This window comes from Aeromonas sp. R5-3 (genome assembly GCF_040908225.1).
In the GTDB taxonomy this organism is placed as follows: Bacteria; Pseudomonadota; Gammaproteobacteria; order Enterobacterales; family Aeromonadaceae; genus Aeromonas; species Aeromonas dhakensis.
Genome location: NZ_JBFODH010000029.1, coordinates 413,835 through 439,281 on the forward strand (window position 1 = coordinate 413,835; position 25,447 = coordinate 439,281).

Consider the following 25,447-nt stretch of genomic DNA (forward strand, 5'->3'; position numbering starts at 1 on the left):
GGCCTTTTTGTTGGCTCATTGCTGCGAAGAGGGATCAGCCCTCTGTTCTCAGGAAGTTGCGATAGAGCATGTAGAGGTGGGCCGAGCTCCAGCTGAAGTTGCTGGCCCCCTGCATGGCGCCGGTCTCCGGGTTGTAGTTCTCGCGGATGGGGCCGCTGCCCGCCAGCCCCTCGGCGTTGGCAAACAGCTTGTTGACGAGCTGTTGGGCATCGCTGCGATAGCCGTAGTTCTCCAGCCCCTTCACCCCGAAGTAGAACTGATCCAGCCAGACCCGGCCGCGCCAGTAGATGTCGGGGTCGTAGGCCGGGTTGGTCAGCGCCGCCGTGCCGAGCGGCACCCTGGTGTTGAACTCCTGGGCATTGAGCATCACCTCGCGTACCCGCGCCGCCTTCTCCTGGTCCGCCACCTCGGCCCAAAGCGGGCTCCACCCTTCCGGGCCGCGGCCGCGGGTGGTCAACAGCTTGCCGACGCAGCCGTTGGCGTCCGGCAGATCCCCCTGGGCTATCTGGCGGTCGTAATAGAAGCCGGAGGCCTCATCGAACAGGCAGCTGTTGATATAGCCGGCCAGCTGGGTCGCCCCTTCGCGATAGCGGCTCGCCTCGTCCGGCTTGCCGAGCAGCTCGGCCATGTCGGCCAGGATGCGCTTCTCCTTGGCGAGGAAGGCGTTGAGCTCCACCGACTCCTGATCGATGGAGAAGCCGATGAGGTTGCCGTCGTCCTGATGGTTTTCGAAGAAGAAGACGTTCCAGTCCTGGCGCGCCCTGGCCATGTCGCCGCCATAGGTCTTGTCGGCATAGCGCTTGAGCTGATCCGGCTCGATAAAGCCGAAGCGGGCGGCGTTGTCCATGCCGGACTCCCAGCCGGCCCCGTGCTGGGCGCCGATATCCATGTCGGCGTAGCCGCCAACGCTCAATACCTGCTGATAGAGCGCCATGCCGGCGCAGCCATACCAGCCATCTCCCTCATCGGTGCAGCTCGACAGATCCAGCCCGGCCGGTACCCCCGTCGGGTACTGCACCTTGAAGGTGATGTTGCCGAACTCGTCGTTGTGCTCGACGTGGCGGGTGGCGCCATATTCGATGATGCCGTTGCGGTTGTTGTCCCGCGCCCGATACCACCAGTCGTGATAGGCCTGGATCTTCGGATACATCTCGGCGATGAAGGCCTTGTCCTGGGTGGCGCTGTAGATCTCCCAGATGGCCCAGGCGGAGAGGGGCGGCTTGGTGTCGCGCTCGTTCCAGTTGCCGCCGTCGCCACCGCGATCGGCGAGCTTGTTGTAGAAGACGGCGTCGATCACCATGCCGGCATCCTGCGGCCGGACCGGGTCATCGGCCTGGATCTGGTAGTCATACATGGCGCGCACGTTGTTCTTGGCTACTTCCGGGTTGAAATGGGCCATGGCGTAGGCGTGCTTCCAGCTGTCCCAGGCCCAGACCCCGTCGAACCAGCGGGCGGTGTTGGAGGGGGTCACCCCGTCGTGCAGGATGGCGCCGGCTGGGGAACGCCAGTTGCCGTTGAGGGTCTCCATCGCCTTGACCGCGATGCGTCGCTCCGATTCCGGGATCCCCTGATTGGAGAGGCCGCGCGCCAGGTAATCCTCCCAGCGGCGGATGGAGTCGTCGAAATGGCTGGCGGGGTCGGCCAGCAGCGCCTGGCGGCTCTGCTCGAAGCGACTCGCTTCAGCACTGCTGTGGACATAGCTCTGCAGGGTGTAGATATCCTGCTGGCCCTTGGCGGCCAGGGTGAGGCTGGCCTCGCTCACGTAGCCGAGCCCCTGCTCATCGAGGGTGGTGCGGCTGGGCAGGGTGCGATCGATGCGGTAGCTGGCGCTGCCGCTTTGCATGATGTTCCAGGTGCTGCGCAGTTTGCCGAACTGGAATGCCACGCCGCGCTCGGTCTGGCTGATGGAGCGGGTCCAGGCGGGGTACTGCTCGGCGACCGTCTTGTTGGCATCCCACTGGTTGAGCAGCTCCCCCTGCCAGTTGAGCTTGAGGGTGAGGGGGGCGTCAGTGTGGTTGATGAGGCGGGTGCGAACCAGCGCAGTGCGGGCATCGCCATAGCGCAGCTCCAGCTCCAGGGTGAAGGGTTCGAACTCGAAGCGCTGCACCAGCGCCCCTGGGATGGCGTACAGCGCCTGCTTGCTGGCGCTGGTGAGCGGGAAGGCGCGGCCGCTCTCGTCGCTCAGGGTCAGCTTGTCCAATTCGCTTGCGAAGAACAGGCTGTACTCCTCGGCGATGACCATGGGGCCGGTAAAGCCGCCCCATTCGCTGTCGCTGGCGGGCAGCAGGAAGCCGTGCCAGGCGCCGAGATCGAGCAGCGGGTTGTATTTGAGGTTGGAGTAGCTGTCAAAGTCACGGAACTGGAGCGGGGTACCGCTGCGGTCGATCACGTTCTGATACTGGTTCGCCAGGGTGGCGCTGGGGGCGGCCGGGCTGCTGGAGTCATTGCCGTTGCAGGCAGTGAGGCCGAACAGGGCGACGCTCAGGGTGACGGATAGTAAACTTTTACGAAACATCTCTCGCTCCAATGACAGTTTTTGTAGGTTAAGGAAGGTGTTTTTTAGTGCTTGTTTTAGTGAAAGCGTTTGTGAGAGCCATTATAGGGCGATTTTGAGGGGATTATTGGCGCTGCGTCACAGTGCCGGAGGGGCTGGTGTGAGCCGGATCACCCGGTTACACGAGGTTACATAGCTTGATGTTTTAGTAACTATTTACTTATCTGGCGGCAGCCAGCGAGAGAGAGGAGGGGCAGGTGCGCAGGTATTGATAGGGGGTCAGGCCGAACTCCTGCTTGAAGCGGGCGGAGAAGCGGCTGGGGGAGTCGTAGCCACAGGCGAGGGCCGTCTCCAGCGGTGCCAGCCCCTGCTGCAACAGGGTGAGGGCGTGGCTCATGCGCACCTGGGTCAGCAGCTGGCGAAAGCTGCGCCCCTCGGCGGCCAGCTTGCGCGCCATGGAGGCGCGGCTCATGGCGAAGTGCGGTGCCACCCCCTCCAGGGTGTGGTCGGCGCCCGGCTCCACCCCGAGGTAGCGGGCCAGCCGCTCGCCGAGGGTCATGGTGTGGGCGGGAAACAGCAGGTCGAGCCCGCCGGCGGCCTGCAGCTCGGCATAGAAGCCCTGCAGCAGCTGGGCCTGGGTGGCCTCATTGAGCCGCCGATCCGCCATGGAGCAGACCAGCTCGAAACAGAAGGCCAGCGCCGGGCTGACCGCCAGGCGCGGCTCCCTGAGCGGGCCGGTCTGGGCGGCGCTGAGCCATTCGACGGGGGGCGGGGTCAGCAGGGTCAGCGCGCGGGAGCGAAACTTGCCCTGCTCCGGCTGGTTGACGAAGGTGAGCTGGTGGCCGGCCGGGATCAGCAGCCAGCTCGCCTGATCGAACGCCAGGCGCTTCTCCTGCCACCACAACTGCTTGTGACCCTGTTCCACCCAGATGATGGTGGGGGCGTAGATGAGCACCCGGTGCAGCGGCTGCTGGCGGATCCCGAGATAGTGGTGCAATTGCAGCAGCGGCGTGCTCATCCGGCGGATTCCTAGGGGGTGACGAAGGTGGCGGTCAGGGTGGCCTTGCCAAGGGCCATGCTGTTGAGCATGTAGCCTACCATGGCGGGCGGAGTGTCTGCCTTCACCTCCAGGGTCTGGGGCAGGGCCCAGGCGGTGAACTGGTAGCGGTGCATGCCGTGGCCGGCGGGCGGGCAGGGGCCGCCGTAACCCTGGCTGCCGAAGTCTGTTTTCAGCTCCAGCCCCTGCTTGAGCTTGCCCGAGGCGTTGCTCGGCAGCTCGCTCTGACTGGCCGGCAGGTTCACCACCAGCCAGTGCCACCAGCCGCTGCCGGTGGGGGCATCTGGATCATAGGCGGTGATGGCGACGCTCTTGGTGCCGGCGGGCAGGTCTTGCCAGCTCAGCTGGGGCGAGCGGTTGTCGCCGCTGCAGCCAAAGCCGTTGAAGCTGAAGGCCTTGTCCATCAGCTGGCCTTCGTGGATGTCGCTGCTCTTCAGGGTCATGGCACTGGCGGGCAGGGCCGCCACGCACAGCAGGGAGAGCAGGGTGGTACGCTTGGCAATTTTCATGGTGAGGCTCCTCGGTGGATGATGGGATCAGTCTAGCGAAGAGGGGGAGAAGGCGAGTAACCCAACCGCTCAAAGTGACCTGCTTACTGCCATGATATGAGTCGTTGTGTTGATTTCTGGTGAGCGCTGCGAAAGAGTGGTGGCACGTCCTGGCATAAAAAAACCGGCATCATGGATGCCGGTTTTTTACTGTGCTGACAGCTGATCGCGCGGCTTAGCGCAGGATCATCTCGTCACGGCCCGGGCCGACGGAGACCATCGGCACCGGTACGCCCAGCAGCTCTTCGATGCGCAGTACGTACTGCTGAGCCGCCTTGGGCAGCTCGGCGAAGGTGCGGCAGCCGGTGATGTCTTCGCTCCAGCTTTCCATCACTTCGTAAACCGGCTTCAGACCGGCAGTTTGCGGCCAGATCGGGTTCTCGGTGTGGGCACCTTCGTAGGCGACGCAGATCTTCAGATCCGGCAGACCGGTCAGGCAGTCCAGCTTGGTCAGCGCCACTTCGTTGGCAGCCTGCAGCTCGACACCGTTCTTGGTGGCAACGGCGTCGAAGTAGCCGACGTCACGGGGACGACCGGTGGTGGCGCCGAACTCGTTGGCGATCTTGCGGAACTCGTCCTGGTTCTCCATGGCGGTCAGCAGGGTGCCGGTACCGACGGAGGTGCTGAACGCCTTGGCGACGGCGATGACGCGCTCCGGACGCAGACCCGGCAGGCCGCCACCGATGCCGGCATAGGCGCCGGAAACGTGGGAGGAGGTCACCCAGGGGTATTCGCCGTAGATCAGGTCACGACCGGCACCCAGCTGGGCTTCGAACAGCAGGGTCTTGCCTTCGGCCTGCAGCGCTTTGAGCGGCATGCTGACGTTGCAGACGGAGTCGATCCAGGGTGCGGACACTTCCAGCAGCCAGTCGGCCATCTCCTGGGCGGTCTGGTTGAATTCGAAGGTCGGATAGAGGGCCTTGAGCTGCGGCAGTTTCCAGTCGAGGAAGAATTGAATGCGCTCGACCAGCACTTCCGGCTGTTTCAGCCAGCCCACCAGGATCGCTTTCTTCATGACGCGATCGCCATAGGCGGGAGCGATGCCCTGACGGGTGGAACCGTAGGCGCCGTCGCCCAGGCGCTGCTCTTCCAGGGTATCTTCCATGGCGTGCAGCGGCAGGCAGAGGGTGGCGCGATCAGAGATGGCCAGCTTGGGAGTGACGCCGGAGGCTTTCACTTCGTCCAGCTCGACGGTCAGTTTCTCGGGGCTGATCACCATGCCAGGGCCGAGCACGACCAGGCAATCCGGGTTGAACACACCGCTCGGAACCTGGTGCAGCTTGAAGGTGCCAAGGTCGTTGACGACGGTATGGCCGGCGTTGTTGCCGCCCTGGAAGCGAATGCTGGCGCCTGCTTGGCCTGCCAGATAATCCACGATGCGGCCTTTGCCTTCATCACCCCAGTTGGCACCTACGACTACGATAGACGACATGACTCTTTCTCCTAAGACGTTAGGCGATCATCCTAGGAGGCTCAGGAGGATTAGAAAAATTAATTATCTTTATAATTCCGATAAGAGAGTCATATAATTGCGGTGAATTTATCGGCAAACAGCCCCGCTGCCGTGCCGGCATCCCCGTCAGGGGCCCGTGCGGCCGTGGCGGCACAAGAGGATCCCCATGCTGGATATTCACTGGCTGCACACCTTCGTCACCCTGGCCCGGCTGCAGCACTTCGGCCAGACCGCCACCGAACTGCACATGACCCAGCCCAATGTGAGCCTGCACCTCAAGAATCTGGAGCAGGCCACCCGGGTCAAACTCATCGAGCGCAGCCCGTTTCGGCTGACCCAGGCTGGCGAGCGGCTGCTGCAAAGCGCCGAGCGCGCCATCGCCGAGCTGCAGCTCTGCCAGTCCGATCTCAACGCCCTCAACCAGCTGAGTCAGGGGACGCTGGCCATCGCCGCCAGCGACATCATCTCGCGCCTGCTGCTCATTCAGCCGTTCCAGCGCTTCAAGCAGGAGTTCCCCGGCATCGACCTCACCCTGTTCAATACCACTTCGGATCAGGCGGCGGAGCTAGTCAAGGCGGGCAAGGCGGATCTGGGTTTCGTGATGGCGCAAAAGCGCAGCGAGCCGCTGTTCTACACCGAGTTGCAGCAGGTGACCTGGTGCGCGCTGGGCCACGGTCTCGCCCGCTGGCAGGCGCGGGCGCAGGCGGGGGAGAGCGATCCCCTCGACGAGCCGACCCTGATCCTGCTGGGGCACGACACCCGTACCCGGGCGCTTATCGACCCCTCTTTGCCGCTGCTCGGTCTGCCCAGCTGTCGCATCATGGAAGTGGGCAGCGTGGACGCCCAGCTTGACTGGGCCGAGGCGGGCTTCGGGGTGGCCATAGTGCCGGACTTTTCCATTCACCCGCGGCTCAAGCTGACCGCCCCGGTGACCCGGCTCACCGATTTCCCCGGCACCAGCTTAGGGTATGTGGTGCGCCAGAACCAGGTGCTGTCGCGCGCCATCAAGCAGCTGCTGCACTGGGTGGAGCAGGAGATCCAGCGCCCGGCGCCGTTGCCGGACGCCGGGGCTTGAGCCTACCCAATATCGAAACAAAAAGAGGCCACCCTTGGGTGGCCTCTGTCGTTGTGGTTGTTTGGCGGTCTTACTGGGCAGGCGTGCCCTCTGCGGTCGGTGAGGCGCCGCTTGGTGCGGCCGGTGCCGGTGCTGTCGATGCCGGTTCGGCGGGGGCCGGTGAGGCAGGTTGTGCCCCGCTCACCACGGCAGAGGGGCTTGGCGCAGCCGTGCCGGTCAGCTTGCCGCCCTGCTCCACGGCGGCCCCTTCGAGCACGCTACTCGCACCCGGCTCGGTGGTTGTGGCTGCCGAGGGGGTCGGCAGCAGGGCACCAGGCGTCTGCCCGGAGGAGGTGGCGGGCGTGCCTTCCGGGGAGGGGGCGCCCGTCGCGCCGGCAGCTTGCTTCGCGTCCTCACCGGCGGGGTGCGCCACTTCGGTGGGCTGCGCCGCTGAAGTCGCCTGGGCCTCCGAGGTGGCCGGAGCCGGGCTCAGGTTCTCGGGCAGCAGGGTGGGCGGGGCATCCGCCATGCCGGCGTGGCGCGGCACTTCCGCCTCACCCAGCATCCCCTCCAGGGTGAGCTGGGTCAGTGCCGGGTGGAGGCGGGTGAACTGCTTGAGCCGGCCGCTCAGCACGTCGCGCACGGTGCGCACCTCGCTATCCGGCAGGCTGGCCAGTGCCACCAGCTCGGCGGTGACGGCGAAGGTGTTGATCCCGCTGGTCTGGCCCGGATAGAGGTTGGCGCCGATGCGGCCGCGCTGATAGTAGGGGTGCTGCTTGAGCAGCCTGTCTATCTGTTCCCCCTCGATGGGGATGAGGCGCGCCTTGCAGCGGCCGGTGAGATCGCCGATGGCCTGGTTGGGGTGGCCCGCCACCACGAAGGCGGCGTCCAGGGTACCGTCACAGAGCCCCTCCAGCCGGTTGTTGGCCGCGGCGGGGATGAGGGGGGCAAAGCTCTTGGCCTGCCAGCCCATGGCGTCGAGCAGCGCCTGGCTGGTGACCCGTTCCCCGGAGCCCGGGTTGCCAAGATCGACCCGCTTGCCTTCGATGTCGGCCAGGGTGTTGATGTTGCTGGTGGCGCTGGCAAGCAGGGTCAGCGACTCCTGATGGAGGCGGTATAGGCTGCGCAGCTGATCGGCGGGGGGTTGACCCTGAAAGGGGCCCGTGCCGTGAGCGGCGTGATGCAGCACGTCCGACTGCACCAGCGCCAGCTGGATGTTGCCCTGCGCCAGCGCTTTCAGGTTGGCGAGGGAACCCGAGGTACTCTGCACCGAGCAGTGCAGGCCGTGGCTGCCGCTCTCTTCATTGAGCAGCCGGCAGATGGCGCCGCCGGTCGGGTAGTAGACGCCGTTCAGCGGCCCCGTACCGATGGTGAGATAGGTGGCGGCCTGCAGGGGCAGGGCCAGGGTCGCTGCCAGCCAGGGCAGGGCTCGGCGAAGCCGGATGGGCAGAAGGTGCAAGACGCGTTGGAACATAGTGAACCGGATCATTGGCTGATAAAAAGGATGGGTCAGCCCCATCCCGGTTGGCATCGGGCCGTTGCCCGCAAGAGGGCGGCCGGTGCCGTGTTGGGTGGCCCCTGGCGCCCCGGGATGGCCGGGGTGGGGCGTCGCCAAAATATACCCTATTGCGTGCGGATACGGATCGGGTCGGACAGATTATATTGCGGGGTCGGCCGGCGCCGCCCCGCAGGGGCTCAGCGGCGAGCCAGGATGGCCTTCTCCATGCGGGCCAGTGCCTCGACGAGGCGGGCCCGGGTGCAGCCGAAGTTGAGCCGCACGAACTGGCCATCGCCAAACTGGGCACCGGGGGAGAGTCCCACCCCGGCCTGCTCGAAGAAGGCGATGGGATCGTCCAGCCCCAACGCGCTCACGTCGATCCAGGCGAGGTAGGTGGCCTGATGGCGCGCCAGCTTGATGCCGGGCCAGCGGGCGACCGCCTGCTCGATCAGCGCCAGGTTGGCGGCCAGGTAGTCGAGCTGTTCGCTGAGCCACTGTTCGCCCCCTTCATAGGCCGCCTCGGCGGCCACGAAGCCCAGCAGGTTGACGTCGGCACTGATGCCGCGCATCGCCTGCTGCAGCTTGAGGCGCAGACGGGCATTGGGCACCACTGCGAAGGCGCAGCAGAGCCCGGCGATGTTGAAGGTCTTGCTCGGGGCCATCATCACCGCCGAACGCTCGGCCGCCGCCGGGCTGATGGCGCCGTAGGGGATGTGGCGGGCGTCCTTGTCCAGCAACAGGTCGCAGTGAATTTCATCGGAGCAGATCACCAGGTTGTGGCGCTCGGCGATGGCGTCGATGGCCAGCAGCTCCTCGCGGGTGAAGACGGTGCCGCCCGGGTTTTGCGGGTTGCACAGCAGCAGCAGATCCGCCGCCGGCGCCTGGCGTTCCAGCTCCTCGATATCCAGCACCCAGCGGCCGGCCTCTTCCACCATGGGCACGGTGAGCAGCGGCCGGTCGTTGAAGCCCGGCGCCTGCAGGAAGGGGTAGTAGACCGGCTTGGGGGTGATGATGCCACGGCCGTGCTGGCTCCAGGCCTTGCAGGCCAGGTTGAGACCGGGTACCACCCCGGGCAGGAAGACGAGCCACTCGGGCTGGATGGTCCAGCTATAGCGGCTGGCCAGCCGCGTGATGATGAGTTCGATCAGCCGGGGAGAGGGGCGGGAGTAGCCGAAGATGCCGTGGGCGACCCGTGCCGTGAGGGCCTCGACGACGGCAGGGGGGGAGACGAAGTCGGTGTCGGCGACCCACATGGGCAGCACGTCCTGTCCCTTGTACTTGTCCCATTTCAGGCTCATGGTGCCGCTGCGATCTATTTCCCGGTCAAAATCAAACATGTGAAATCCTTATGCTGGCCAGTGGGCTTTCACTGTACGGGGTCGGGGACGGGGTCGCAAGCCTTGAGGTGGCTCTTGATAATGACATAAAATAAGCGGCGCCATTTCATGCACTTGCCGAATTTTGGCCAGTTTTCTTCCCTCCAATCAGTGGTAATTCTATGCGCTTGTTGACTGCTGCCCGCAACAGGACGGATCCCGTCTCTCTCTCTTTTCTGGCCGTGACCTTCATGACCGGGGTGGCGGTGGCGCTGCAGGTGCCCACCCTGAGCCTGTTCCTGGCCGAGGAGGTGCAGGTGCGCCCCTTCCTAGTGGGGCTCTTCTATACCGTCAACGCGGTGATCGGCATCCTCATCAGCCAATGGCTTGGCCATCGCTCCGACAACAAGGGGGATCGCAAGCGACTGATCCTGCGCTGCTGCTTCGCCGGCGTGGTGCTCTCCCTGCTGTTTGCCTGGAACCGTCAATACTGGCTGCTGGTGAGCCTGGGGGTGCTGCTGGCAAGCCTGGCCGCTACCGCCAGCCCCCAGCTGTTCGCGCTGGCGCGGGAATATGCCGACAGCCGCAACAAGCGGGCCGACATGTTCAGCTCGGTGCTGCGGGCCCAGTTCTCGCTGGCCTGGGTGATAGGACCACCCATCGCCTTCGCGCTGGCCATCGGCTACGGCTTCGAGGTGATGTACCTCGCCTCCGCGCTGGCCTATCTGCTCTGCGCCTTCGTGGTGTGGCGCTGGCTGCCCTCGTTGCCGCTGCCGGTGATGGACAGCGAGGTGGAGCGGGTCAGTAGCTGGCGGGATCCGTCGGTGCGGGCGCTCTTTATCGCCTCCACCCTGATGTGGACCTGCAACAGCATGTACCTCATCAACATGCCGCTCTACATCACCCGCGAGCTGGGGCTGGAGGAGAAGCTGGCCGGGGTGCTGATGGGCACGGCGGCGGCCCTCGAGATCCCCTTCATGTTGCTGGCGGGCCACTACACCCAGCGTTTTGGCAAGCGCCCCATGATGCTGCTGGCGGTGCTGGCCGGGGTGGGCTTCTACGTGGGGCTGGTGACCCTGTCAAGCCAGCATGCCCTCATTGCGCTGCAACTGCTCAACGCCATCTTCATCGGCATCGTCGCCGGCATCGGCATGTCCTACTTCCAGGATCTGATGCCGGGTCGCGCCGGGGTGGCGACCACCCTGTTCGCCAACAGCATCCGCACCGGCTCCATCATGGCGGGGGCGATAGCGGGGACTGTGGCGGAGATCTGGAGCTTTCACGGGGTCTTCATGGTGGCCATGGGACTGGCGCTGTTGGCACTGGCCGCCTGTTGGCGGGTGCCAAATGTCTGAGGTAGGAGCTGGAGCTGGCCTACCTCGATGGGTGAATGAATAGGTGAGTGGCGGGACCGGAGACTAGCGGTCGCTGTCGTCCTGATATTCGTTGCGCAGGCAGCGCAGCAGCAGCTCGGTGGCCGGGCCCAGGGCGTCGGCCGACGGCGTCAGCAGATAGGTATAGAGGTGGCGCTCGTTGCCACCTGCCAGCTCCAGCGCCACCAGCTCGCCGCTCGCCAGCTCTTCCTGCACCAAGTGGCGGGGCAGCCAGGCGTAGCCGAGGCCGAGCCTGAGCATGGCGATCACCTCGTGATAGTGGGTCGCCTTCCAGCCGGTGTCGTCCGCATCGTTCCAGTCCACCGAGCGGTGAATGGGAGGATGCAGGCTGATCTGGTTGTGGCCGGCCAGCGCCTCGGCAGCGATGGCGCCGCCCTGAGTGGCGAGCGGGTGATCGGCCGCGCAGAGCGGCTGCAGACACACCTCGTCCAGCGGCAGGCCGGTGCGATCGTGAGGCAGGTGCTCGGAGAGCATCAGATCCCCCACCTGCAGGGCGTTGAAGTGGCAGTGGATTCGCTCGTGCAGATTGACCCGGCAGCCCCGGCTGCGGGGGTAGAAGTGGGCCAGCGCCCGATAGAGCCGCTCGCGCGGCTGCATCACCGATACATAGAGGTTGATCTGCGGCTCCCACTGCCGCTCCAGGTTGTTGGCCAGGTTCTCCAGTTCTTCCACCTGCTGGCTGAGCTGACGGGCACGCTTGAGGAAGATCTCCCCCGCTGGCGTCAGCACCGCCTTGCGCCCTCTCACCTCCAGCAGGGCCACCCCCAGACTCTGCTGCAGCTTGGCTACCGCATGATTGAGGGAGGACTGGCTCTTGTTCAGCGCCTCGGCGGCCTGGGCGTAGCCGCCACAATCCACCACGGCCTGAAAGATCCGCCATTGCTCAAACGTGCTCTTGGGACGAAACATATCTCAACCTGATAAGGGACTGGATGGAACGGGCCTTGCCATATTCGCAACAGGGTGCCGACGGCACCCTATTGAATTTAACCCCATGCCGCGCAGGGTTGGGGTTATTTTGTTGATTTATTTGGGCTGGGCCACAAAGGTCTGGCCGGTTTTGCCCTTGCTGTCCACTCCCATCAGATAGAGATAGAGCGGCATCAGGTCGGCCGGAGTCTTGAGGGTCTGCGGATCTTCGGCCGGGAAGGCACTGGCCCGCATCTTGGTGCGGGTGCCACCCGGGTTGAGGGTGTTGACCCGCACCGCGGTGTTTTCCAGTTCGTCCGCCAGCACTTCCATCATGCCTTCGATGGCGAACTTGGAGATGGCATAGGTGCCCCAGTAGGCGCGGCCCTTGCGACCCACGCTGGAGGAGGTGTAGACGATGGAGGCATCGCCCTGCTCCTTGGCAGTCTGGCGAATGAGCGGCAGCAGCGCCTGGGTCAGCAGGAATTCGGATTTGACGTTGACCTGCATCACTTCGTCCCACTCCTGCTCCTGGATGTGTTCGAACGGTGACAGGGTGCCGAGCAGGCCGGCGTTGAACAGCACGCCGTCGAGGCGGCCGAACTGCTGGGCGAAGGTCTCGGCCATGCCGCGATAGTGGGCGGCGGTCGCCCCCTTCAGATCCACCGGCACGATGGCGGGCAGCGGGTGGCCGGCCGCCTCGATCTGGTCGTAGACCGCCTCCAGCTTGGCGCTGGTGCGTCCGAGCAGGATCACGGTGGCGCCGTGGGCCGCATAGGTGAGCGCCGCTTCGCGGCCGATGCCGTCACCGGCACCCGTGACCAGAATGACCTTGTCCTTGAGCAGATCCTGGGGGGCCTGATAATCGAACATGACAACTCCTGTTAACAATTCGTGGCTGATGCGCCCGGCAATAGAGGGGCAAGTGTACTGATCCCGCACGGCGTTTGACCAGTATGAGATGGCAAAAATGTGAATAAATCAGAGGGGTTGTGATTGTCGATTGGCATTTCTGACGGGTTGACGCAGAGTTTTTGCGCGCACCGGGCAAACTCCCTAGAATGTGAAAAAATCGTCCCCCCGGGGGCACACCAGTGGAGCATCAAGTGGCATTTTTGACCGAATACGGCCTGTTCCTGGCCAAGACCATTACCCTACTGCTCGCCATCGGCGCCGTCATCCTGATGGTGGTAAGCAGCCGTCAGCCCAAATCCCGCAAGGGGGAGCTGGTGGTGACCGATCTCTCCAGCGAGCTGGAGCAGGGGCGTCACCAGTTGCAGGCTGCATTGGCCGGCAAGGCGGAGCGCAAGCAGCTGGAGAAGGCGCGCAAGGCCGAGCACAAGGCCCGGGCCAAGAGCGAAGATGCCCGCAGCCGGCTGTTCGTCATCGATTTTCACGGCAGCATGGATGCCAAGGAGGTAGCCTCCCTGCGCGAAGAGGTGAGCGCCGTGATAGGCGTAGCCCAGCCGGGGGACGAAGTGCTGCTGCGGCTCGAATCCGGCGGCGGCGTGGTGCACGGTTACGGTCTGGCGGCCTCCCAGCTGCAGCGGCTGCGGGATCGTGACATCAAGCTGACCGTGGCCATCGACAAGGTGGCGGCAAGCGGCGGCTACATGATGGCCTGCGTGGCCGATCAGATCCTGGCGGCACCGTTCGCCATCGTCGGCTCCATCGGGGTGATCGCCCAGCTGCCGAACTTCAACAAGCTGCTGAAAAAGCACGACATCGAGTTCGAGATGCACACCGCCGGCCAGTACAAGCGCACCATCACCATGTTCGGCGAGAACGACGACCTGGGGCGCGAGAAGTTTCGCGAGGAGCTGGGCGCCATCCACGAGCGCTTCAAGGCATTCGTGGCCGAGCACAGACCCAACCTCGACATCGACAAGGTCACCACAGGCGAGCACTGGCTGGCGAGCCAGGCCAAGCAGCTCGGGTTGGTGGACAGCCTCTGCACCAGCGATGACTATCTGCTGGCCCAGGCCAGCCAGCACAAGGTGGTCGGCATTCGCTACAGCAAGCCAAAGAGTCTGACCCAGAAGCTCGGTCAGCAGGCCGCCGTGGCGCTGGAGTCCAGTCTTGGTCGCCTGTGGCAGCAGAGCCCCTGGCGCTGAGTCAGGGCAACGTAAAATCAAATAAAAAAAGCCGGGCACTTGCCCGGCTTTTTTGATGGCGTCGGCGCTGCAGGCCGATGGCGCGTCTCAGCGCTGGAACGGGTAGACGGAGCCGAGTTTGAGGATCTGGGTCAGCTCGTCCAGCGCGGTGCGGGACTCCATGACCAGCGCCGGATCCCGCAGGTCGTCCAGTGCCAGGCTGTCGCGGTAGTGGCGATCGACCCAGCCATCGAGGCGGGCAAACTGGCTGTCGGTGATGAGACAGGCCGGGTTGACGGCGGCCAGCTCGGTGTCGTTCATCGCCACCCGCAGCCGCAGGCAGGCGGGGCCGCCGCCGTTGCGCATGCTCTGTTTCACGTCCATGTAGTGCACCCCCTTGATCGGGGTCCCCAGGGTCACCAGCTTGGCCAGATAGGCCGATACCGCCGGGTTGTCGCGACATTCGGTGGGGGCGATGATCGCCATCTCGCCGGAAGGCAGGGTGAGGATCTGGGTGTTGAACAGATAGGACTTCACCGCATCCTGCACCGACACCTCGGCAGTGGGCACCTCGATAAAGTGCAGCTCGCTGTCACCGAACTTGGTGCGCACCTCGGCCAGCGCCGAGGCGGTGTTGAGGAACGCCTGCTGGTGGAAGAACAGCACGTTCTGGTTGCCCACCGCGATCACGTCGTTGTGGAAGACCCCCTGATCGATCACGTCCGGGTTCTGCTGGATGAAGACGGCGCTCTCGTCCCCCAGGCCGTGCAGGCGAGCGATGGCCTGGCTCGCTTCCAGAGTCTGGCGGGCCGGGTAGCGTTTGGGGGCGGGTTGGGAGACGTCGAAGGCGCTGCGGCCATAGACGAACAGCTCGACCCCGGACTCGCCATAGGCGCGGCACAGCCGGGTGTGGTTGGCGGCCCCCTCGTCGCCGAAGTGGTCGTTCTCCGGCAGGTGCTGATGGTGATAGAAGTGGCGGTCGTTGTTGAACACGGCGCGCAGGATGCGGCCGGTTACCTCGGGTTCGAGGGAGCGGTGAAACTTGTTGGTCAGGTTGGCGGGGGTGAAGTGGATGCGGCCATCCTGGGTATCGGCACTCGGGGAGACGGTGGCAGCGTTGGCGGTCCACATGCTGGAGGCCGAATAGCAGGCGGCCAGCACGGCGGGAGCCTGTTTGGCGGCCTGGGCCAGCACGCTGGCATCGTTGCCGGTGAAGCCGAGGCGGCGCAGGGTGGCGAGATCCGGCCGCTCCTGCGGGGCCAGTACCCCCTGCACCATGCCGAGGTCGGTCAAGGCCTTCATCTTGCGCAGACCCTGCTTGGCGGCCTCCTTCGGATTGGACGCTTCCTTGGCATTGTTCTGGGAGGCGACGTTGCCATAGGACAAGCCGGCATAGTTGTGGGTCGGGCCGACCAGGCCGTCGAAGTTGACCTCGAAGTGCTTCATTGAGTACATCCTTTCGATTTTTATATGGGTAGCGGTTCCTTCCGCGCACAATGCTGCGGGATGCAGCCATTATAAGGAGATTTTGTCTTTTGTAACAAGCTGATAACGAAACTGGTTTGTTATGTTACAAGAGCGGTTGGTTATGTCGTTTCCAATATAAAAAGAGGGTGGATATAGCATAAAAATAAAAAAGCGGTTGCTTCCCGCGGCTCGGCTTCGCATTAATAAATAAAGAAGCAAGGTGGTTCGGGCTGCTGGGCAAATTTGCTCACAAGATTGCTTTTTCCCGTCAAATCTCTTATACAGCCCCACAAAACCGCACACCAACCCCGTCGGGTGCAATGAGGATAATAGTTACAGCATGGGCAAATCACTGGTCATAGTGGAGTCTCCGGCCAAGGCCAAGACCATCAACAAATATTTGGGCAAGGACTACGTGGTGAAATCCAGCGTTGGTCACGTGCGCGATCTGCCGACCAGCGGCAGCGCCAGCAACGAGCCCAAAAAACCTGTCATTCGCGGCATCAAGCTGAGCGAATCAGAAAAGGCTGCCAAGGAGCGCAATGCCCTGTTCTCACGGATGGGGATCAATCCGACCGCAGGCTGGCAGGCCAACTACCAGATTTTGCCCGGCAAGGAAAAAGTGGTCAGCGAGTTGCAGAGTCTGGCCGAGAAGGCCGACACCATCTATCTCGCAACCGACTTGGATAGAGAGGGGGAAGCGATCGCCTGGCACTTGCGCGAGATCATCGGCGGCGACGACAGCCGCTACAAGCGCGTGGTGTTCAACGAGATCACCAAGACCGCCATCCAGGAGGCGTTCGCCCAGCCGTCCGAGCTGAACATTCACCGCGTCAATGCCCAGCAGGCCCGTCGTTTCCTCGACCGGGTGGTGGGTTACATGGTCTCCCCGCTGCTCTGGAAGAAGCTGGCCCGCGGCCTCTCCGCCGGCCGGGTACAGTCTGTCGCGGTGCGCCTCATCGTCGACAAAGAGCGTGAAATCAAGGCGTTCGTGCCGGTGGAGTTCTGGGATCTCAACGCCGACCTGCTGACCGGTGATAACGCCGATCTGCGGATGGAAGTGGTCAGCCGCAATGGCGCCGACTTCAAGCCGGTGACCCAGGCCGAGACCTTCGCCGTCGTGGCCGCCCTGGAAGGGGTCGACTACAAGGTGGTGAACCGCGAAGACAAGCCGACCGGCTCCAAACCGTCTGCCCCCTTCATCACCTCCACCCTGCAGCAGGCGGCCTCCACCCGGCTGAGCTTCGGGGTCAAGAAGACCATGATGATGGCCCAGCGCCTCTATGAAGCGGGTTACATCACCTATATGCGTACCGACTCCACCAACCTCAGCAAAGAGGCGGTCGAGGCGGTGCGGGAATACATCGGCGAGCAGTATGGCGCCGCTTACCTGCCGAGCGATCCGAACCTGTACGGCGCCAAGGCCAATGCCCAGGAGGCCCACGAGGCGATCCGCCCCTCCAGCGTGCTGGTGACGGCCGAGATGCTGGAAGGGATGGAGCCGGACGCCATGCGGCTCTATGACCTCATCTGGCGTCAGTTTGTCGCCTGTCAGATGACCCCGGCCCAGTACGACTCCTCCACCCTGACCGTCAAGGCGGGCGAGTTCGAGCTCAAGGCGCGCGGTCGCACCCTGCGCTTCGCCGGTTGGACCAAGGCGCTGCCGCCCATGGGCCGCAAGGGCGAAGACAGCCAGCTGCCGGCGGTGACCGTCGGCGAGGTGCTGAAACTGGTCAAGCTGGATCCGCGCCAGCACTTCACCAAGCCGCCCGCGCGCTTCACCGAAGCGGCGCTGGTGCGCGAGCTGGAGAAGCGCGGCATCGGCCGCCCGTCCACCTACGCCTCCATCATCTCCACCATCGTCGACCGTGGTTATGTGCGGGTCGAGAGCCGCCGTTTCTTCGCCGAGAAGATGGGGGAGATCGTCACCGACCGGCTGGTGGAGAACTTCGTCGAGCTGATGAACTACGAGTTCACCGCCAAGATGGAAGACAAGCTCGATGGCATCGCCGAGGGGAGCCTGGAGTGGAAGAAGGTGCTGGACGCCTTCTACGCCGAGTTCACCCAGGAGCTGGAAAAAGCGGATCTGCCGGTGGAAGAGGGGGGCATGCGTGCCAACCAGATGGTGCTGACCGACATCGACTGCCCGGATTGCGGCCGCAAGATGGGCATTCGCACCGCCACCACCGGGGTCTTCCTCGGCTGTTCCGGCTACGCATTGCCACCCAAAGAGCGCTGCAAGAAGACCATCAACCTGGTCTCCGCCGACGAGTTCGTCTCCGCCACCGACGGTGACGAGGCGGAAACCGAGGCCCTGCGTGCCAAGCACCGCTGCGGCGTGTGCGGCACCGCCATGGATGCCTACATCATCGACGACAGCCGCAAGCTGCACGTCTGCGGCCGCAACCCGGATTGCGACGGCTACGAAATTGAAAAAGGCCAGTTCAAGCTCAAGGGCTACGAAGGGCCGAGCATCGAGTGTGACCGCTGTGGATCCGAGATGCAGCTCAAGAACGGCCGCTTCGGCAAGTACATGGGTTGCACCAACGACACCTGCAAGAACACCCGCAAGATCTTGAAAAACGGTGATATCGCGCCGCCGAAGGAAGATCCGGTACCGCTGCCGGAGCTGAAATGCACCCAGTCCGACGCCCACTTCGTGCTGCGTGACGGGGCCGCCGGTCTGTTCCTGGCTGCCAGCAACTTCCCCAAATCCCGCGAGACTCGTGCGCCGCTGGTGGAAGAGCTCAAGCGCTTCAAGGAGCGCCTGTCGCCCAAGCACCAGTACCTGGCTGATGCCCCGGCGTCAGATCCTGACGGTAACGCCTCCATCGTGCGCTTCAGTCGCAAGACCAAGGAGCAGTACGTGATGACCGAGGTCAACGGCAAGGCGACCGGCTGGACGGCGCACTACGACAACGGCAAGTGGCAGGAGAGCCTGGCCAAGTCGAAGAAGGCGTGATTGCGCGCAGTTCACACTCTGATGAAAGAGGCCCCTCGCAGGGGCCTTTTTGTTTTCAGATGGCGGTATACTGAAACCGCTGCAAGGATGGCAGCGCTGGACACGGAGGTTGTGATGGAGATTAACGAGATCCGGCCGGGAATGACCTGTCTGACCCGGGAAGGAACCGCCTATGTGCTGGAAGTGGACAAGCAGAGTCTGCTGGTGCTGCTGCAACGGGAGTACGAAACCATCCCGGTGCAGGTGCGCAGTGACGAGATCCTGGCCCCCATCACCCGGTGAGGTGGGTCGCCATCGTCAGAAGGGTAGAAGAAACAGCAGCTCGGCGAGGTCGGGCTGCCACTGCCACTCCTTCATCCTGACCCGCCCGCCAATCACGGGCACCCCCTCTTCCTGCAGCAATCCCGCCTGTTTGTCAAAGCCTGTCGACCCCTTGGGCAGCGATATGGTGCCCGCTGCGCCCAGCACCCTGTGCCATGGCAACACCTTGTCGGTCTCCCTCAGCACCTTGCCCACCAGCCTGGCCCGGCCGGGCAGCCCCGCCAGATCCGCCACCTGGCCATAGCTCACCACGCGGCCGGCCGGGATCAGGGCGAGGATTGCCTCGATGCGGGCAACCTTGTTCAGCGGGGTGGGGGTCGATTCCGTTCTCATGAAGTTGACTCGTCAAAAACAACAGAAGCGCCATTGTGGCGCTTCTGTCGGGTGACTGGCAAATGTGTCAGCCGAAGGTCTGGCTGAGCCCCTTGAGCTGCCTGGCCCGCTCCAGCAGCTCCTGACTGGAGTCGTCGACCTCCTGCATCTTCTGGCTGTTGGCGTGGGAGTACTCGGAGATCTGGTGGATGCTGCGGCTGATATCCTCCACCACCGTCTGCTGCTGCTCGGCGGCGGCGGCGATCTGGGTGGAGAACTCGGTCACCAGCTCGATCTCCTGCAGCACGGTATGCAGGCTGCTGGAGCCCTGACGGGTCATCTCGGCGCACTCGCGGGTCTGCTGCAGGTTCTCCTGCATCATCCCCTTCCAGCGGCCCAGGGTGTGCTGGATCTGCTGGATGCTGCCCTGGATCTGCTCGGTCGCCTTGTGGGTGCGGGTCGACAGGGTGCGCACCTCGTCGGCCACCACCGCAAAGCCGCGCCCCTGTTCACCAGCTCGGGCCGCCTCGATGGCGGCGTTCAGCGCCAGCAGGTTGGTCTGGTCGGCGATGCCCTGGATCTCTCCCATCACGCTGCCGATCCGCTCCGACTCGCTGGCGAGCTCCACCGCCGAGTTGAAGGCGAGCTCCGCCTGTCTGGCGAGCTGCTCGATGCGCTGCTCGGTCTGGGCCAACTGCTTGTCCGTGTGTTGGCAGCGGCTGCGGGCCTCGCTCACCTGACCGTTGGAGTCCTGGATGTTGCGGGCAATCTCGTGGGCCGTGCTGGCCATCTGGGTCATGGCGGCGGCCATCTGCTGGGTCTGGGCATCCTGCTCGTTGATGTCGAGGCAGGCCTGATGGGAGGCCTGTTTCAGGTTGCTGGCCAGGGCCTGCAGCGGGTTGGTCGCATCGTTGACCCGGCCCAGCACGGTGCGGATGCGGGCCTGCAGCATCTTGATGTGAAAATCGGCGATGGCGCCGGGGCCGTCACCTGAGTAGACCAGCCGGGTCAGGCTGTCATATTCGCGGCCCAGCTGCTGCAGATAGAGCGGCAGGGCGAAGAGCTCGTGCCAGTAGGCGCCGCCGATGAGCAGCAGGGGCAGCAGCATCAGCAGGGCTGTCGTCGGACCCTGGCTGCTGGCGGCCCAGCCCACCAGGCCGAGCAGCAGCAGGGCGATGGCCGGTGCGCGCACCCGGGCAAGAGAGGGGAGGCGGCTGCCGGTACCGCGCTCGGCCTTGAGCAGGGCCTGGTAGGCCTGGCCGGCGATGCGCTTGAGCTGGGGATCCGGCTTGCAGCGCACCGACTGGTAGCCGCTGATCCGGTTGCCCTCGTAGATGGGGGTCACATAGGCGTCGACCCAGTAGTAGCGGCCATCCTTGCAGCGGTTCTTCACCATGCCACGCCAGGGCTTGCCCTCCTTGAGGCGGGCCCAGAGATCGGCGAAGGCCGCCTTGGGCATGTCTGGGTGGCGCACCAGGTTGTGGTTGTGGCCGACCAGCTCGTCGACCGAGTAGCCGGCGATGCGGCAGAAGGCGGGGTTGGCGTAGGTGATCACCCCGCGCAGATCCGTGGTGGAGACCAGTTGTTCGTCGGCAGGAAACTCCACTTCGCTGTCCAGGGTATGGACGTCTCTGCGGGCCATAGGAATACGCTCCGATGTTCTTGTTGATAACTTTGTCGTTGTTATTGTGGCAGATCTGGAGATGGCCGCAGGCTCGCGCCAGCAGGCGGCAGACCGGCTTCATAGGGGGCTGAATTTTGCCAACAATGGCGGATGAATGGTAGGGGCAAGTTGATGTTTTGTTGGTTAATCGTAAAAAAAGGCGGCCATCAGGCCGCCAAGGAAAAAAGATAACACTACCTCTGCGGTACCCGGTAACGCACCTGGAGCTGGTCGAGGATCTGCAGCTGGCCCGGCAGACGGGCGGCGAAGTGCTCCCACCCCTTGCGGGCGGAGGCACTCCAGGCCACCTCGGCGGTCGCCAGCATGCGCGGGAACAACATATAGTCGAGACGATCGCGAGAGGTGATCAGTTCCGACCATAAGGGGCTCAGCACCCCCAGGATGTTATCGTTGGCATGGAAATCGGCTGGGGCCGGGTCGCACGCGTAGACCTGCGCCAGATTGAGGGTGCCCGCCCAGTAGAGGCCGGGTTCATGGATGTCCTGACTCCAGGCAAGGTCCAGATAGAGGTGCTGGGCCGGTGCCATCACCACCGGATAACCCGCAGTGGCCGCCTCGAGCCCGGCCTGGAAGCTGGTCCAGGCGAAGATGGTGGCGTCCCGGCTCACCTTGTCGCCGTGCAAAATCTCCTCCCAGCCCAGCATCCGCTTGCCCTTGCCGGCCAGGTAGTGCTGGCAGTGGCGCAGCAGGTGGCCCTGCAGCTCGCGGCAATCCTGATAGCCCTGCTGCTTCATCAGTTGCTGGCAGGCGGGGCTGTCGGTCCAGACCCCGCTGGGCACCTCGTCTCCCCCCATGTGCACCAGTGGCCCCGGGAACAGCTCGCACACCTCGTCCATCACGGCTTCCAGGAATTGATAGGTGCCGGGCAGGGCCGGGTTGAGCACGTTGTCGTCAAAATATTGCACCGACAGGTAGCGGGAGCGGTCGGCCTCCTCCACCAGCAGCTCGGGCAGCGCCTTGATGGCGGCGTGGCAGTGACCCGGGATGTCAATTTCCGGAATGATGGTGATGCCAAGTCCGGCAGCATAGGCCACCAGTTCGCGCACCTCGCTCTGGGTGTAGTAGCCGCCATAGGGCTCGGGGCCGCCGCTCAGCTGGGGCCCGACGGCCAGGCCGTGGCCGCGCCAGGCGGCCAGTTCGGTCAGCTGGGGGAAGGCCTTGATCTCGAGGCGCCACCCCTCGTCATCGGTCAGGTGCCAGTGGAAGCGATTGAACTTGTAGAGGCTCATCAGCTTGAGCAGGCGCTTGAGGGTGGCGAGGGAGTGAAAGTGGCGGGCACAGTCGAGAAAGATGCCGCGAAAGCCAAAGCGCGGCGCGTCGCTGAGCTCGATGCAGGGCAGGCTCTCGCCGTGCTGCAGATACCACTGGGCCAGGCTGACGAGGCCATGGCGCCAACCTGCCTCGCCGCCGGCGGCAATCACTATCTCCTCCGGGGTGATGGTGAGCCGGTAGGCCTCCGGGCCCAGGCCGCTTTCAACCAGCCGGATCTCGGCGTCGTGATCCTGCGCCAGCGCGAGCCCGGTCAGCTCGTTGAAGTGGGCCAGCAGCGGGCCGAGCAGGGGGCTCGGGCCGCTGACGTGGGCGCGCTCCGCCAGCCGGAAGTTGCCCTCCAGCAGCAACAAGCGATCTGGCTGTGGCACTATGCCGGCGAGGGGCTCCACCTCGGGCAGATCTGGCGCCGCAGTGGCGGATTGTGGCAGGCCCAGCTCCTCGCCGGTCAGCTCCACCGGCATCAGCTGGGGGCCGCTGCTGGCCCGGGGCAGGCTCAGGAAGAAGCCGCGCGGCATGTCGGAGAGGCGCTTGATGGGGGTGCTACGACAGCAGAAGCGCAGCTCGCTGGCCCCCGTTTGCGGGAGCAAGACCTTGTAGCTGCCGCTCTGGCGCTCCAGCTCCCCGCCCTCTACCGAGCCGGGGTCGATGTGACGTGCCAGGCAGAAGTGGAGCTTCCAGGGGGCATCTGGCAGCTGGCTCAGGCTGAAACGAAACCAGACGTCGTCACCATCGCGTCGGTCGACCTGGGTGTGGATCAGGGGTGCGGACATGAAAACTCCTTCGGTTGCACGAGCAGGGGGCCGGCCGCCCTGGTGAAGGCAGCTGGCGATGGTTGAGGGGAGGGCGTGCCGGTGCTGGCCCGGTACGCCCGGTTCAGGAGTGCAGGCATGGCAGCGCCTCCGTCTTGGCAAACAGGATGGCCCCTTCCAGCGCGTCGGCAGCGGGGCTGACCAGCGGCAGGTGCGCCAGACGGGGGGCTAGGCGCATGCCGATGCCGCCGAGCAGGGCAATCCGGTCGGCGCCCAGCTGGCGCATCCCCTCCAGCAGGGTGGCCAGCTGCTGGCAGGTCTCCTCCAGCAACTGGCAGGCGAGCTCGTCGCCGTCGCTGGCGGCATCGAACACCCAGGGGGCGAAGCGGCCGTAGTCGGCGGGGATGGCGCGGGCGGCCCAGCGCACCACCTCGGCCTGATCCCGCTTGAAGTGATCGAGCAAGCGGATGGCCAGGGTGCTGGGGGGCAGGATGCCGTCGTGGCAGAGCAGGGATTGCTGGATGGCGCGCAGCCCCAGCCAGGCGCCACTGCCCAGATCCGAGATGGGAAAGCCGCGGCCGGAGCAGGTGTGCAGCTGGCCGTGGCGATAGATGAGCCCGGCCGAGCCGGTGCCGGCGATCAGAATGGCCCCCTCCTCGCCGCCAAAGGCGCCCAGACAGGCACCGAAGGCGTCGGAGGTGAGCCGCACGCTCGCAAAGGGGAAGGGCATGGTCAGCATGGCGTGATAGCAGTCGGCCAGCTCGGCGGAGGCGAGCGCCAGCCCGACCCCCATCCGTTGCTGGGCATCCTCCGTCAGTCCGGCCTCGAGACGGGCCTGCTCGATGGCGGCCAGCACGTTGCCATGGGCGATCTCGATGCCGAGCTCCAAGTTGGAGCCGGCGGCGCGTCCCTCGCCGAGCAGCTTGCCGGCCCGATCCCGAATGCGGGCGCGGGTGTGGGTGCCGCCGCCATCCACCCCGACCCAGTACTCAATCATGACGGCCTCCCTGCGCGCTCTGCCAGGTGATGGCCAGGGCGAACCTGGCTGGCTGTATGGAGGATCCACGGCTCTCCCCGGTGCCAGTGATGTTCGGGCCGTTCTCAATCATGGTGACCTCTCTGCGCGCTTTGCCAAGTGATGGCCAGGGCAAACCAGGCGGCGTGCGGGATCCACTGCTCCCCCCAGCGCCAGTTCTGATCCAGCCGATCCTTGTACGCCTCTGGAATGAATGCGATCTCCGCCTGGTCATCGAAGCCGGCGGTGATGCCGTTGCAGATCCCCCCGAGCGCATTGGGATAGCCGGCGGTGTAGGCGGGATTGTTGCTGCCATGACCCGCCAGCATGCAGGCGTTGAAGGGGTTTTGCCCCAGGATCCAGTCGAGCTGGTGTTGGCCGAAGGTGCGCAGCAAGTGGCTCTGGTGCGGCAGCTGGGCCGCGGCGGCAAACGCCATGGCCGCCAGCGACGCCAGCCGTGCGTTCTCCCCCTGCCACCAGTAGCCCGACTCGTTGTGATGGGGCATAAAGAAGCTGACGCGGGGCGCTTCGCCAACCCCTTTCACATACTGGCGGGCGAGGGCAAACGGGTTGCCGGGCCTGGCGCAAAGCGCCAGCTCGGCGGCCAGCGCCTGCTCGATGACGCGCTGGGCTGCCCCCTGGCGCGCCGGATCCGGCTCGATGGCGAGATACTCCAGCAGGGCCAGCACCGGCAGGCCCGCCTCGGCGGCGTGGTAGTAGGGGCGCGCGCCATCGTCGTTGGCTGACCAGTAGTGGCCGAGCTCAGGGTGAGGGCGCTGGCGGGCACAGAGCTTGCCGGCCCGCACTCTGGCCTCTGTCAGCCACTCGGGGCCCAGGGTGCGGGTCAGCTCGACCGCCGCCAGCAGGGCGCAGTAGTCGTCGATGATGTTCTCGACCCCGTCATCCAGATAGGCAAGGTTGTGCTCACGCAGGTGCAGGTAGCCATGGCGGGCCGCCTCGGCGTAACGGCTGGCATCAAAGTCGCCGCTGACGCTCTCGCGGGCGGCGCGGGCGAGCGCCGCGATGGCCATGCCGCCCCCTTGTCGAAAACCTGCCTGCCAGTGGGCGGACTTGAGCCCCTGCTGGGTGGCGTAGGCGCACAGCTCGCGCTGCTCGGGATCCTTGCTCCACTTGTCGAACAGGGTCATGTAGAAGAAGCCCGACTCATCCTGCATCCGGCAGAGAAAATCCGCGCCGTGCAGCGCCTCGTCGTTGAGCCGCTTGCAGAGGTTCACCCCGTCGATGTCGCGGCGCGGGGCCAAGAGCTCGCGGCATTTGAGCAGGGCCCAGACCACCATGGGGGTCTGCTGGGGGTTGAGGTAGTTGGCGTAGGAGAGGTGGCTCAGGTATTTGCTCATGTCGCCGCTGGCATCGAACCAGCCGCCGTGCACGTCCCGGCGCCGGTCGGTGCCAAACAGACGGGCGCTGCGGTCGGCCCGATCGAAGGCGCCGCTGGCGCGCTGTCCCTTGAAATAGTGGATGACGTCGGAGAGGCAGCGGCTGGCCAGCAGATCGGGGCCGATGGCAAAGCGGGTAGAGCGGACAATGCCTTGGGCGGTGATCGCCTCCAGCCGATAGTGGCCTGGCTCTTGGAATGCCGAGAAGTCGGCGCGCCAGTAAGCACGGCCCTGCCAGCCGGGGACGCTGCCGGCCGGTTGCAGCGGAGTTTCAAACAGGATCTGGCCATCACCCTGGCGTTGCAGCCTGACATAGCCGCCGAGATCATGGGCGGGGGTGGCTTGCAGCAGGGCGATCTTTTCCCCGTCGCACGGGTAACCCACCTGATTGATCAAGAGTTCCATCGAGGTATTACTCCTGTGGTTCACCGACATACGGTGAGGCACATCAC

The 25,447-nt window shown here is 64.8% G+C and carries 19 protein-coding genes; 5 read left to right on the forward strand and 14 right to left on the reverse strand.

Features of this window, described 5'->3' with window-relative positions; translation table 11 throughout:
• Nucleotides 1-34 precede the first annotated feature (34 nt).
• The 4 genes from ygjK to AB5Y95_RS21215 form a co-directional block, all read right to left on the reverse strand.
• Nucleotides 35-2,515: an alpha-glucosidase gene (ygjK, locus tag AB5Y95_RS21200; RefSeq protein WP_368162008.1), complete on the reverse strand. Its 2,481-nt coding sequence runs from the start codon at nucleotides 2,513-2,515 to the stop codon at nucleotides 35-37.
• A 199-nt stretch (nucleotides 2,516-2,714) separates the two neighbouring features.
• Nucleotides 2,715-3,512 (reverse strand): helix-turn-helix transcriptional regulator, encoded by a 798-nt coding sequence (locus AB5Y95_RS21205; RefSeq protein ID WP_026141200.1) that lies wholly within the window; start codon nucleotides 3,510-3,512, stop codon nucleotides 2,715-2,717.
• A gap of 11 nt (nucleotides 3,513-3,523) precedes the next feature.
• Nucleotides 3,524-4,060 carry a YbhB/YbcL family Raf kinase inhibitor-like protein gene (locus AB5Y95_RS21210; protein ID WP_017778449.1) on the reverse strand — a complete coding sequence of 179 codons (537 nt, stop codon included), beginning with the start codon at nucleotides 4,058-4,060 and terminating at the stop codon, nucleotides 3,524-3,526.
• A 214-nt stretch (nucleotides 4,061-4,274) separates the two neighbouring features.
• Nucleotides 4,275-5,531, reverse strand: coding sequence for an adenylosuccinate synthetase (locus AB5Y95_RS21215; protein WP_005303296.1), 1,257 nt, complete (start codon nucleotides 5,529-5,531; stop codon nucleotides 4,275-4,277).
• Between the two features lie 187 nt (nucleotides 5,532-5,718).
• Here AB5Y95_RS21215 and AB5Y95_RS21220 point away from each other — a divergent pair, with 187 nt between their 5' ends.
• On the forward strand, nucleotides 5,719-6,627 hold the full coding sequence (locus tag AB5Y95_RS21220; protein WP_042049298.1) for a LysR family transcriptional regulator: 909 nt from the start codon (nucleotides 5,719-5,721) through the stop codon (nucleotides 6,625-6,627).
• Nucleotides 6,628-6,697: 70 nt separating this feature from the next.
• On the opposite strand, the gene AB5Y95_RS21225 is transcribed toward AB5Y95_RS21220, so the two are convergent.
• Nucleotides 6,698-8,080 (reverse strand): TAXI family TRAP transporter solute-binding subunit, encoded by a 1,383-nt coding sequence (locus AB5Y95_RS21225; RefSeq protein WP_368162010.1) that lies wholly within the window; start codon nucleotides 8,078-8,080, stop codon nucleotides 6,698-6,700.
• Nucleotides 8,081-8,301: 221 nt separating this feature from the next.
• On the reverse strand, nucleotides 8,302-9,441 hold the full coding sequence (locus tag AB5Y95_RS21230; protein ID WP_005303292.1) for a MalY/PatB family protein: 1,140 nt from the start codon (nucleotides 9,439-9,441) through the stop codon (nucleotides 8,302-8,304).
• Nucleotides 9,442-9,602: 161 nt separating this feature from the next.
• Here AB5Y95_RS21230 and AB5Y95_RS21235 point away from each other — a divergent pair, with 161 nt between their 5' ends.
• Complete coding sequence (locus AB5Y95_RS21235) at nucleotides 9,603-10,775, forward strand: MFS transporter (protein ID WP_010633254.1); 1,173 nt, start codon at nucleotides 9,603-9,605, stop codon at nucleotides 10,773-10,775.
• 63 nt (nucleotides 10,776-10,838) lie between these two features.
• On the opposite strand, the gene AB5Y95_RS21240 is transcribed toward AB5Y95_RS21235, so the two are convergent.
• The gene (locus AB5Y95_RS21240; protein ID WP_368162012.1) at nucleotides 10,839-11,723 is read right to left on the reverse strand and encodes a LysR family transcriptional regulator; all 885 of its coding nucleotides are present in this window, start codon (nucleotides 11,721-11,723) and stop codon (nucleotides 10,839-10,841) included.
• Nucleotides 11,724-11,840: 117 nt separating this feature from the next.
• Nucleotides 11,841-12,596, reverse strand: coding sequence for a YciK family oxidoreductase (locus AB5Y95_RS21245; protein WP_042007186.1), 756 nt, complete (start codon nucleotides 12,594-12,596; stop codon nucleotides 11,841-11,843).
• A gap of 233 nt (nucleotides 12,597-12,829) precedes the next feature.
• On the opposite strand from AB5Y95_RS21245, the gene sohB reads away from it, so the two are divergent.
• Nucleotides 12,830-13,837: a protease SohB gene (gene sohB, locus AB5Y95_RS21250; RefSeq protein ID WP_368162013.1), complete on the forward strand. Its 1,008-nt coding sequence runs from the start codon at nucleotides 12,830-12,832 to the stop codon at nucleotides 13,835-13,837.
• Nucleotides 13,838-13,924: 87 nt separating this feature from the next.
• Here sohB and astB read toward each other — a convergent pair whose 3' ends face one another.
• A complete protein-coding gene (gene astB, locus AB5Y95_RS21255; protein ID WP_368162015.1) occupies nucleotides 13,925-15,262 on the reverse strand; it encodes an N-succinylarginine dihydrolase in 1,338 nt (445 codons plus the stop codon).
• A 361-nt stretch (nucleotides 15,263-15,623) separates the two neighbouring features.
• Here astB and topA point away from each other — a divergent pair, with 361 nt between their 5' ends.
• A complete protein-coding gene (gene topA / locus AB5Y95_RS21260) occupies nucleotides 15,624-18,245 on the forward strand; it encodes a type I DNA topoisomerase (RefSeq protein ID WP_368162017.1) in 2,622 nt (873 codons plus the stop codon).
• Between the two features lie 114 nt (nucleotides 18,246-18,359).
• The gene (locus AB5Y95_RS21265; RefSeq protein ID WP_005303277.1) at nucleotides 18,360-18,527 is read left to right on the forward strand and encodes a hypothetical protein; all 168 of its coding nucleotides are present in this window, start codon (nucleotides 18,360-18,362) and stop codon (nucleotides 18,525-18,527) included.
• Nucleotides 18,528-18,542: 15 nt separating this feature from the next.
• Here AB5Y95_RS21265 and AB5Y95_RS21270 read toward each other — a convergent pair whose 3' ends face one another.
• The 5 genes from AB5Y95_RS21270 to AB5Y95_RS21290 form a co-directional block, all read right to left on the reverse strand.
• Complete coding sequence (locus AB5Y95_RS21270) at nucleotides 18,543-18,899, reverse strand: MGMT family protein (RefSeq protein ID WP_054544345.1); 357 nt, start codon at nucleotides 18,897-18,899, stop codon at nucleotides 18,543-18,545.
• A gap of 67 nt (nucleotides 18,900-18,966) precedes the next feature.
• Entirely contained in the window at nucleotides 18,967-20,520 is a 1,554-nt protein-coding gene (locus AB5Y95_RS21275; protein WP_368162018.1) for a methyl-accepting chemotaxis protein, read from the reverse strand.
• A gap of 215 nt (nucleotides 20,521-20,735) precedes the next feature.
• On the reverse strand, nucleotides 20,736-22,604 hold the full coding sequence (locus AB5Y95_RS21280; protein WP_368162019.1) for a beta-N-acetylhexosaminidase: 1,869 nt from the start codon (nucleotides 22,602-22,604) through the stop codon (nucleotides 20,736-20,738).
• A gap of 103 nt (nucleotides 22,605-22,707) precedes the next feature.
• On the reverse strand, nucleotides 22,708-23,580 hold the full coding sequence (locus tag AB5Y95_RS21285; RefSeq protein WP_201877623.1) for a BadF/BadG/BcrA/BcrD ATPase family protein: 873 nt from the start codon (nucleotides 23,578-23,580) through the stop codon (nucleotides 22,708-22,710).
• A 104-nt stretch (nucleotides 23,581-23,684) separates the two neighbouring features.
• Nucleotides 23,685-25,400 (reverse strand): glycoside hydrolase family 9 protein, encoded by a 1,716-nt coding sequence (locus AB5Y95_RS21290; protein WP_368162020.1) that lies wholly within the window; start codon nucleotides 25,398-25,400, stop codon nucleotides 23,685-23,687.
• Between the last annotated feature and the right edge of the window lie 47 nt (nucleotides 25,401-25,447).

Bases quoted from the DNA above. Each gene is read 5' to 3' on its own strand.
- ygjK (WP_368162008.1), bottom strand. From the start codon at position 2,515: ATGTTTCGTAAAAGTTTACTATCCGTCACCCTGAGCGTCGCCCTGTTC.
- AB5Y95_RS21205 (WP_026141200.1), bottom strand. From the start codon at position 3,512: ATGAGCACGCCGCTGCTGCAATTGCACCACTATCTCGGGATCCGCCAG.
- AB5Y95_RS21210 (WP_017778449.1), bottom strand. From the start codon at position 4,060: ATGAAAATTGCCAAGCGTACCACCCTGCTCTCCCTGCTGTGCGTGGCG.
- AB5Y95_RS21215 (WP_005303296.1), bottom strand. From the start codon at position 5,531: ATGTCGTCTATCGTAGTCGTAGGTGCCAACTGGGGTGATGAAGGCAAA.
- AB5Y95_RS21220 (WP_042049298.1), top strand. From the start codon at position 5,719: ATGCTGGATATTCACTGGCTGCACACCTTCGTCACCCTGGCCCGGCTG.
- AB5Y95_RS21225 (WP_368162010.1), bottom strand. From the start codon at position 8,080: ATGTTCCAACGCGTCTTGCACCTTCTGCCCATCCGGCTTCGCCGAGCC.
- AB5Y95_RS21230 (WP_005303292.1), bottom strand. From the start codon at position 9,441: ATGTTTGATTTTGACCGGGAAATAGATCGCAGCGGCACCATGAGCCTG.
- AB5Y95_RS21235 (WP_010633254.1), top strand. From the start codon at position 9,603: ATGCGCTTGTTGACTGCTGCCCGCAACAGGACGGATCCCGTCTCTCTC.
- AB5Y95_RS21240 (WP_368162012.1), bottom strand. From the start codon at position 11,723: ATGTTTCGTCCCAAGAGCACGTTTGAGCAATGGCGGATCTTTCAGGCC.
- AB5Y95_RS21245 (WP_042007186.1), bottom strand. From the start codon at position 12,596: ATGTTCGATTATCAGGCCCCCCAGGATCTGCTCAAGGACAAGGTCATT.
- astB (WP_368162015.1), bottom strand. From the start codon at position 15,262: ATGAAGCACTTCGAGGTCAACTTCGACGGCCTGGTCGGCCCGACCCAC.
- topA (WP_368162017.1), top strand. From the start codon at position 15,624: ATGGGCAAATCACTGGTCATAGTGGAGTCTCCGGCCAAGGCCAAGACC.
- AB5Y95_RS21265 (WP_005303277.1), top strand. From the start codon at position 18,360: ATGGAGATTAACGAGATCCGGCCGGGAATGACCTGTCTGACCCGGGAA.
- AB5Y95_RS21270 (WP_054544345.1), bottom strand. From the start codon at position 18,899: ATGAGAACGGAATCGACCCCCACCCCGCTGAACAAGGTTGCCCGCATC.
- AB5Y95_RS21275 (WP_368162018.1), bottom strand. From the start codon at position 20,520: ATGGCCCGCAGAGACGTCCATACCCTGGACAGCGAAGTGGAGTTTCCT.
- AB5Y95_RS21280 (WP_368162019.1), bottom strand. From the start codon at position 22,604: ATGTCCGCACCCCTGATCCACACCCAGGTCGACCGACGCGATGGTGAC.
- AB5Y95_RS21285 (WP_201877623.1), bottom strand. From the start codon at position 23,580: ATGATTGAGTACTGGGTCGGGGTGGATGGCGGCGGCACCCACACCCGC.
- AB5Y95_RS21290 (WP_368162020.1), bottom strand. From the start codon at position 25,400: ATGGAACTCTTGATCAATCAGGTGGGTTACCCGTGCGACGGGGAAAAG.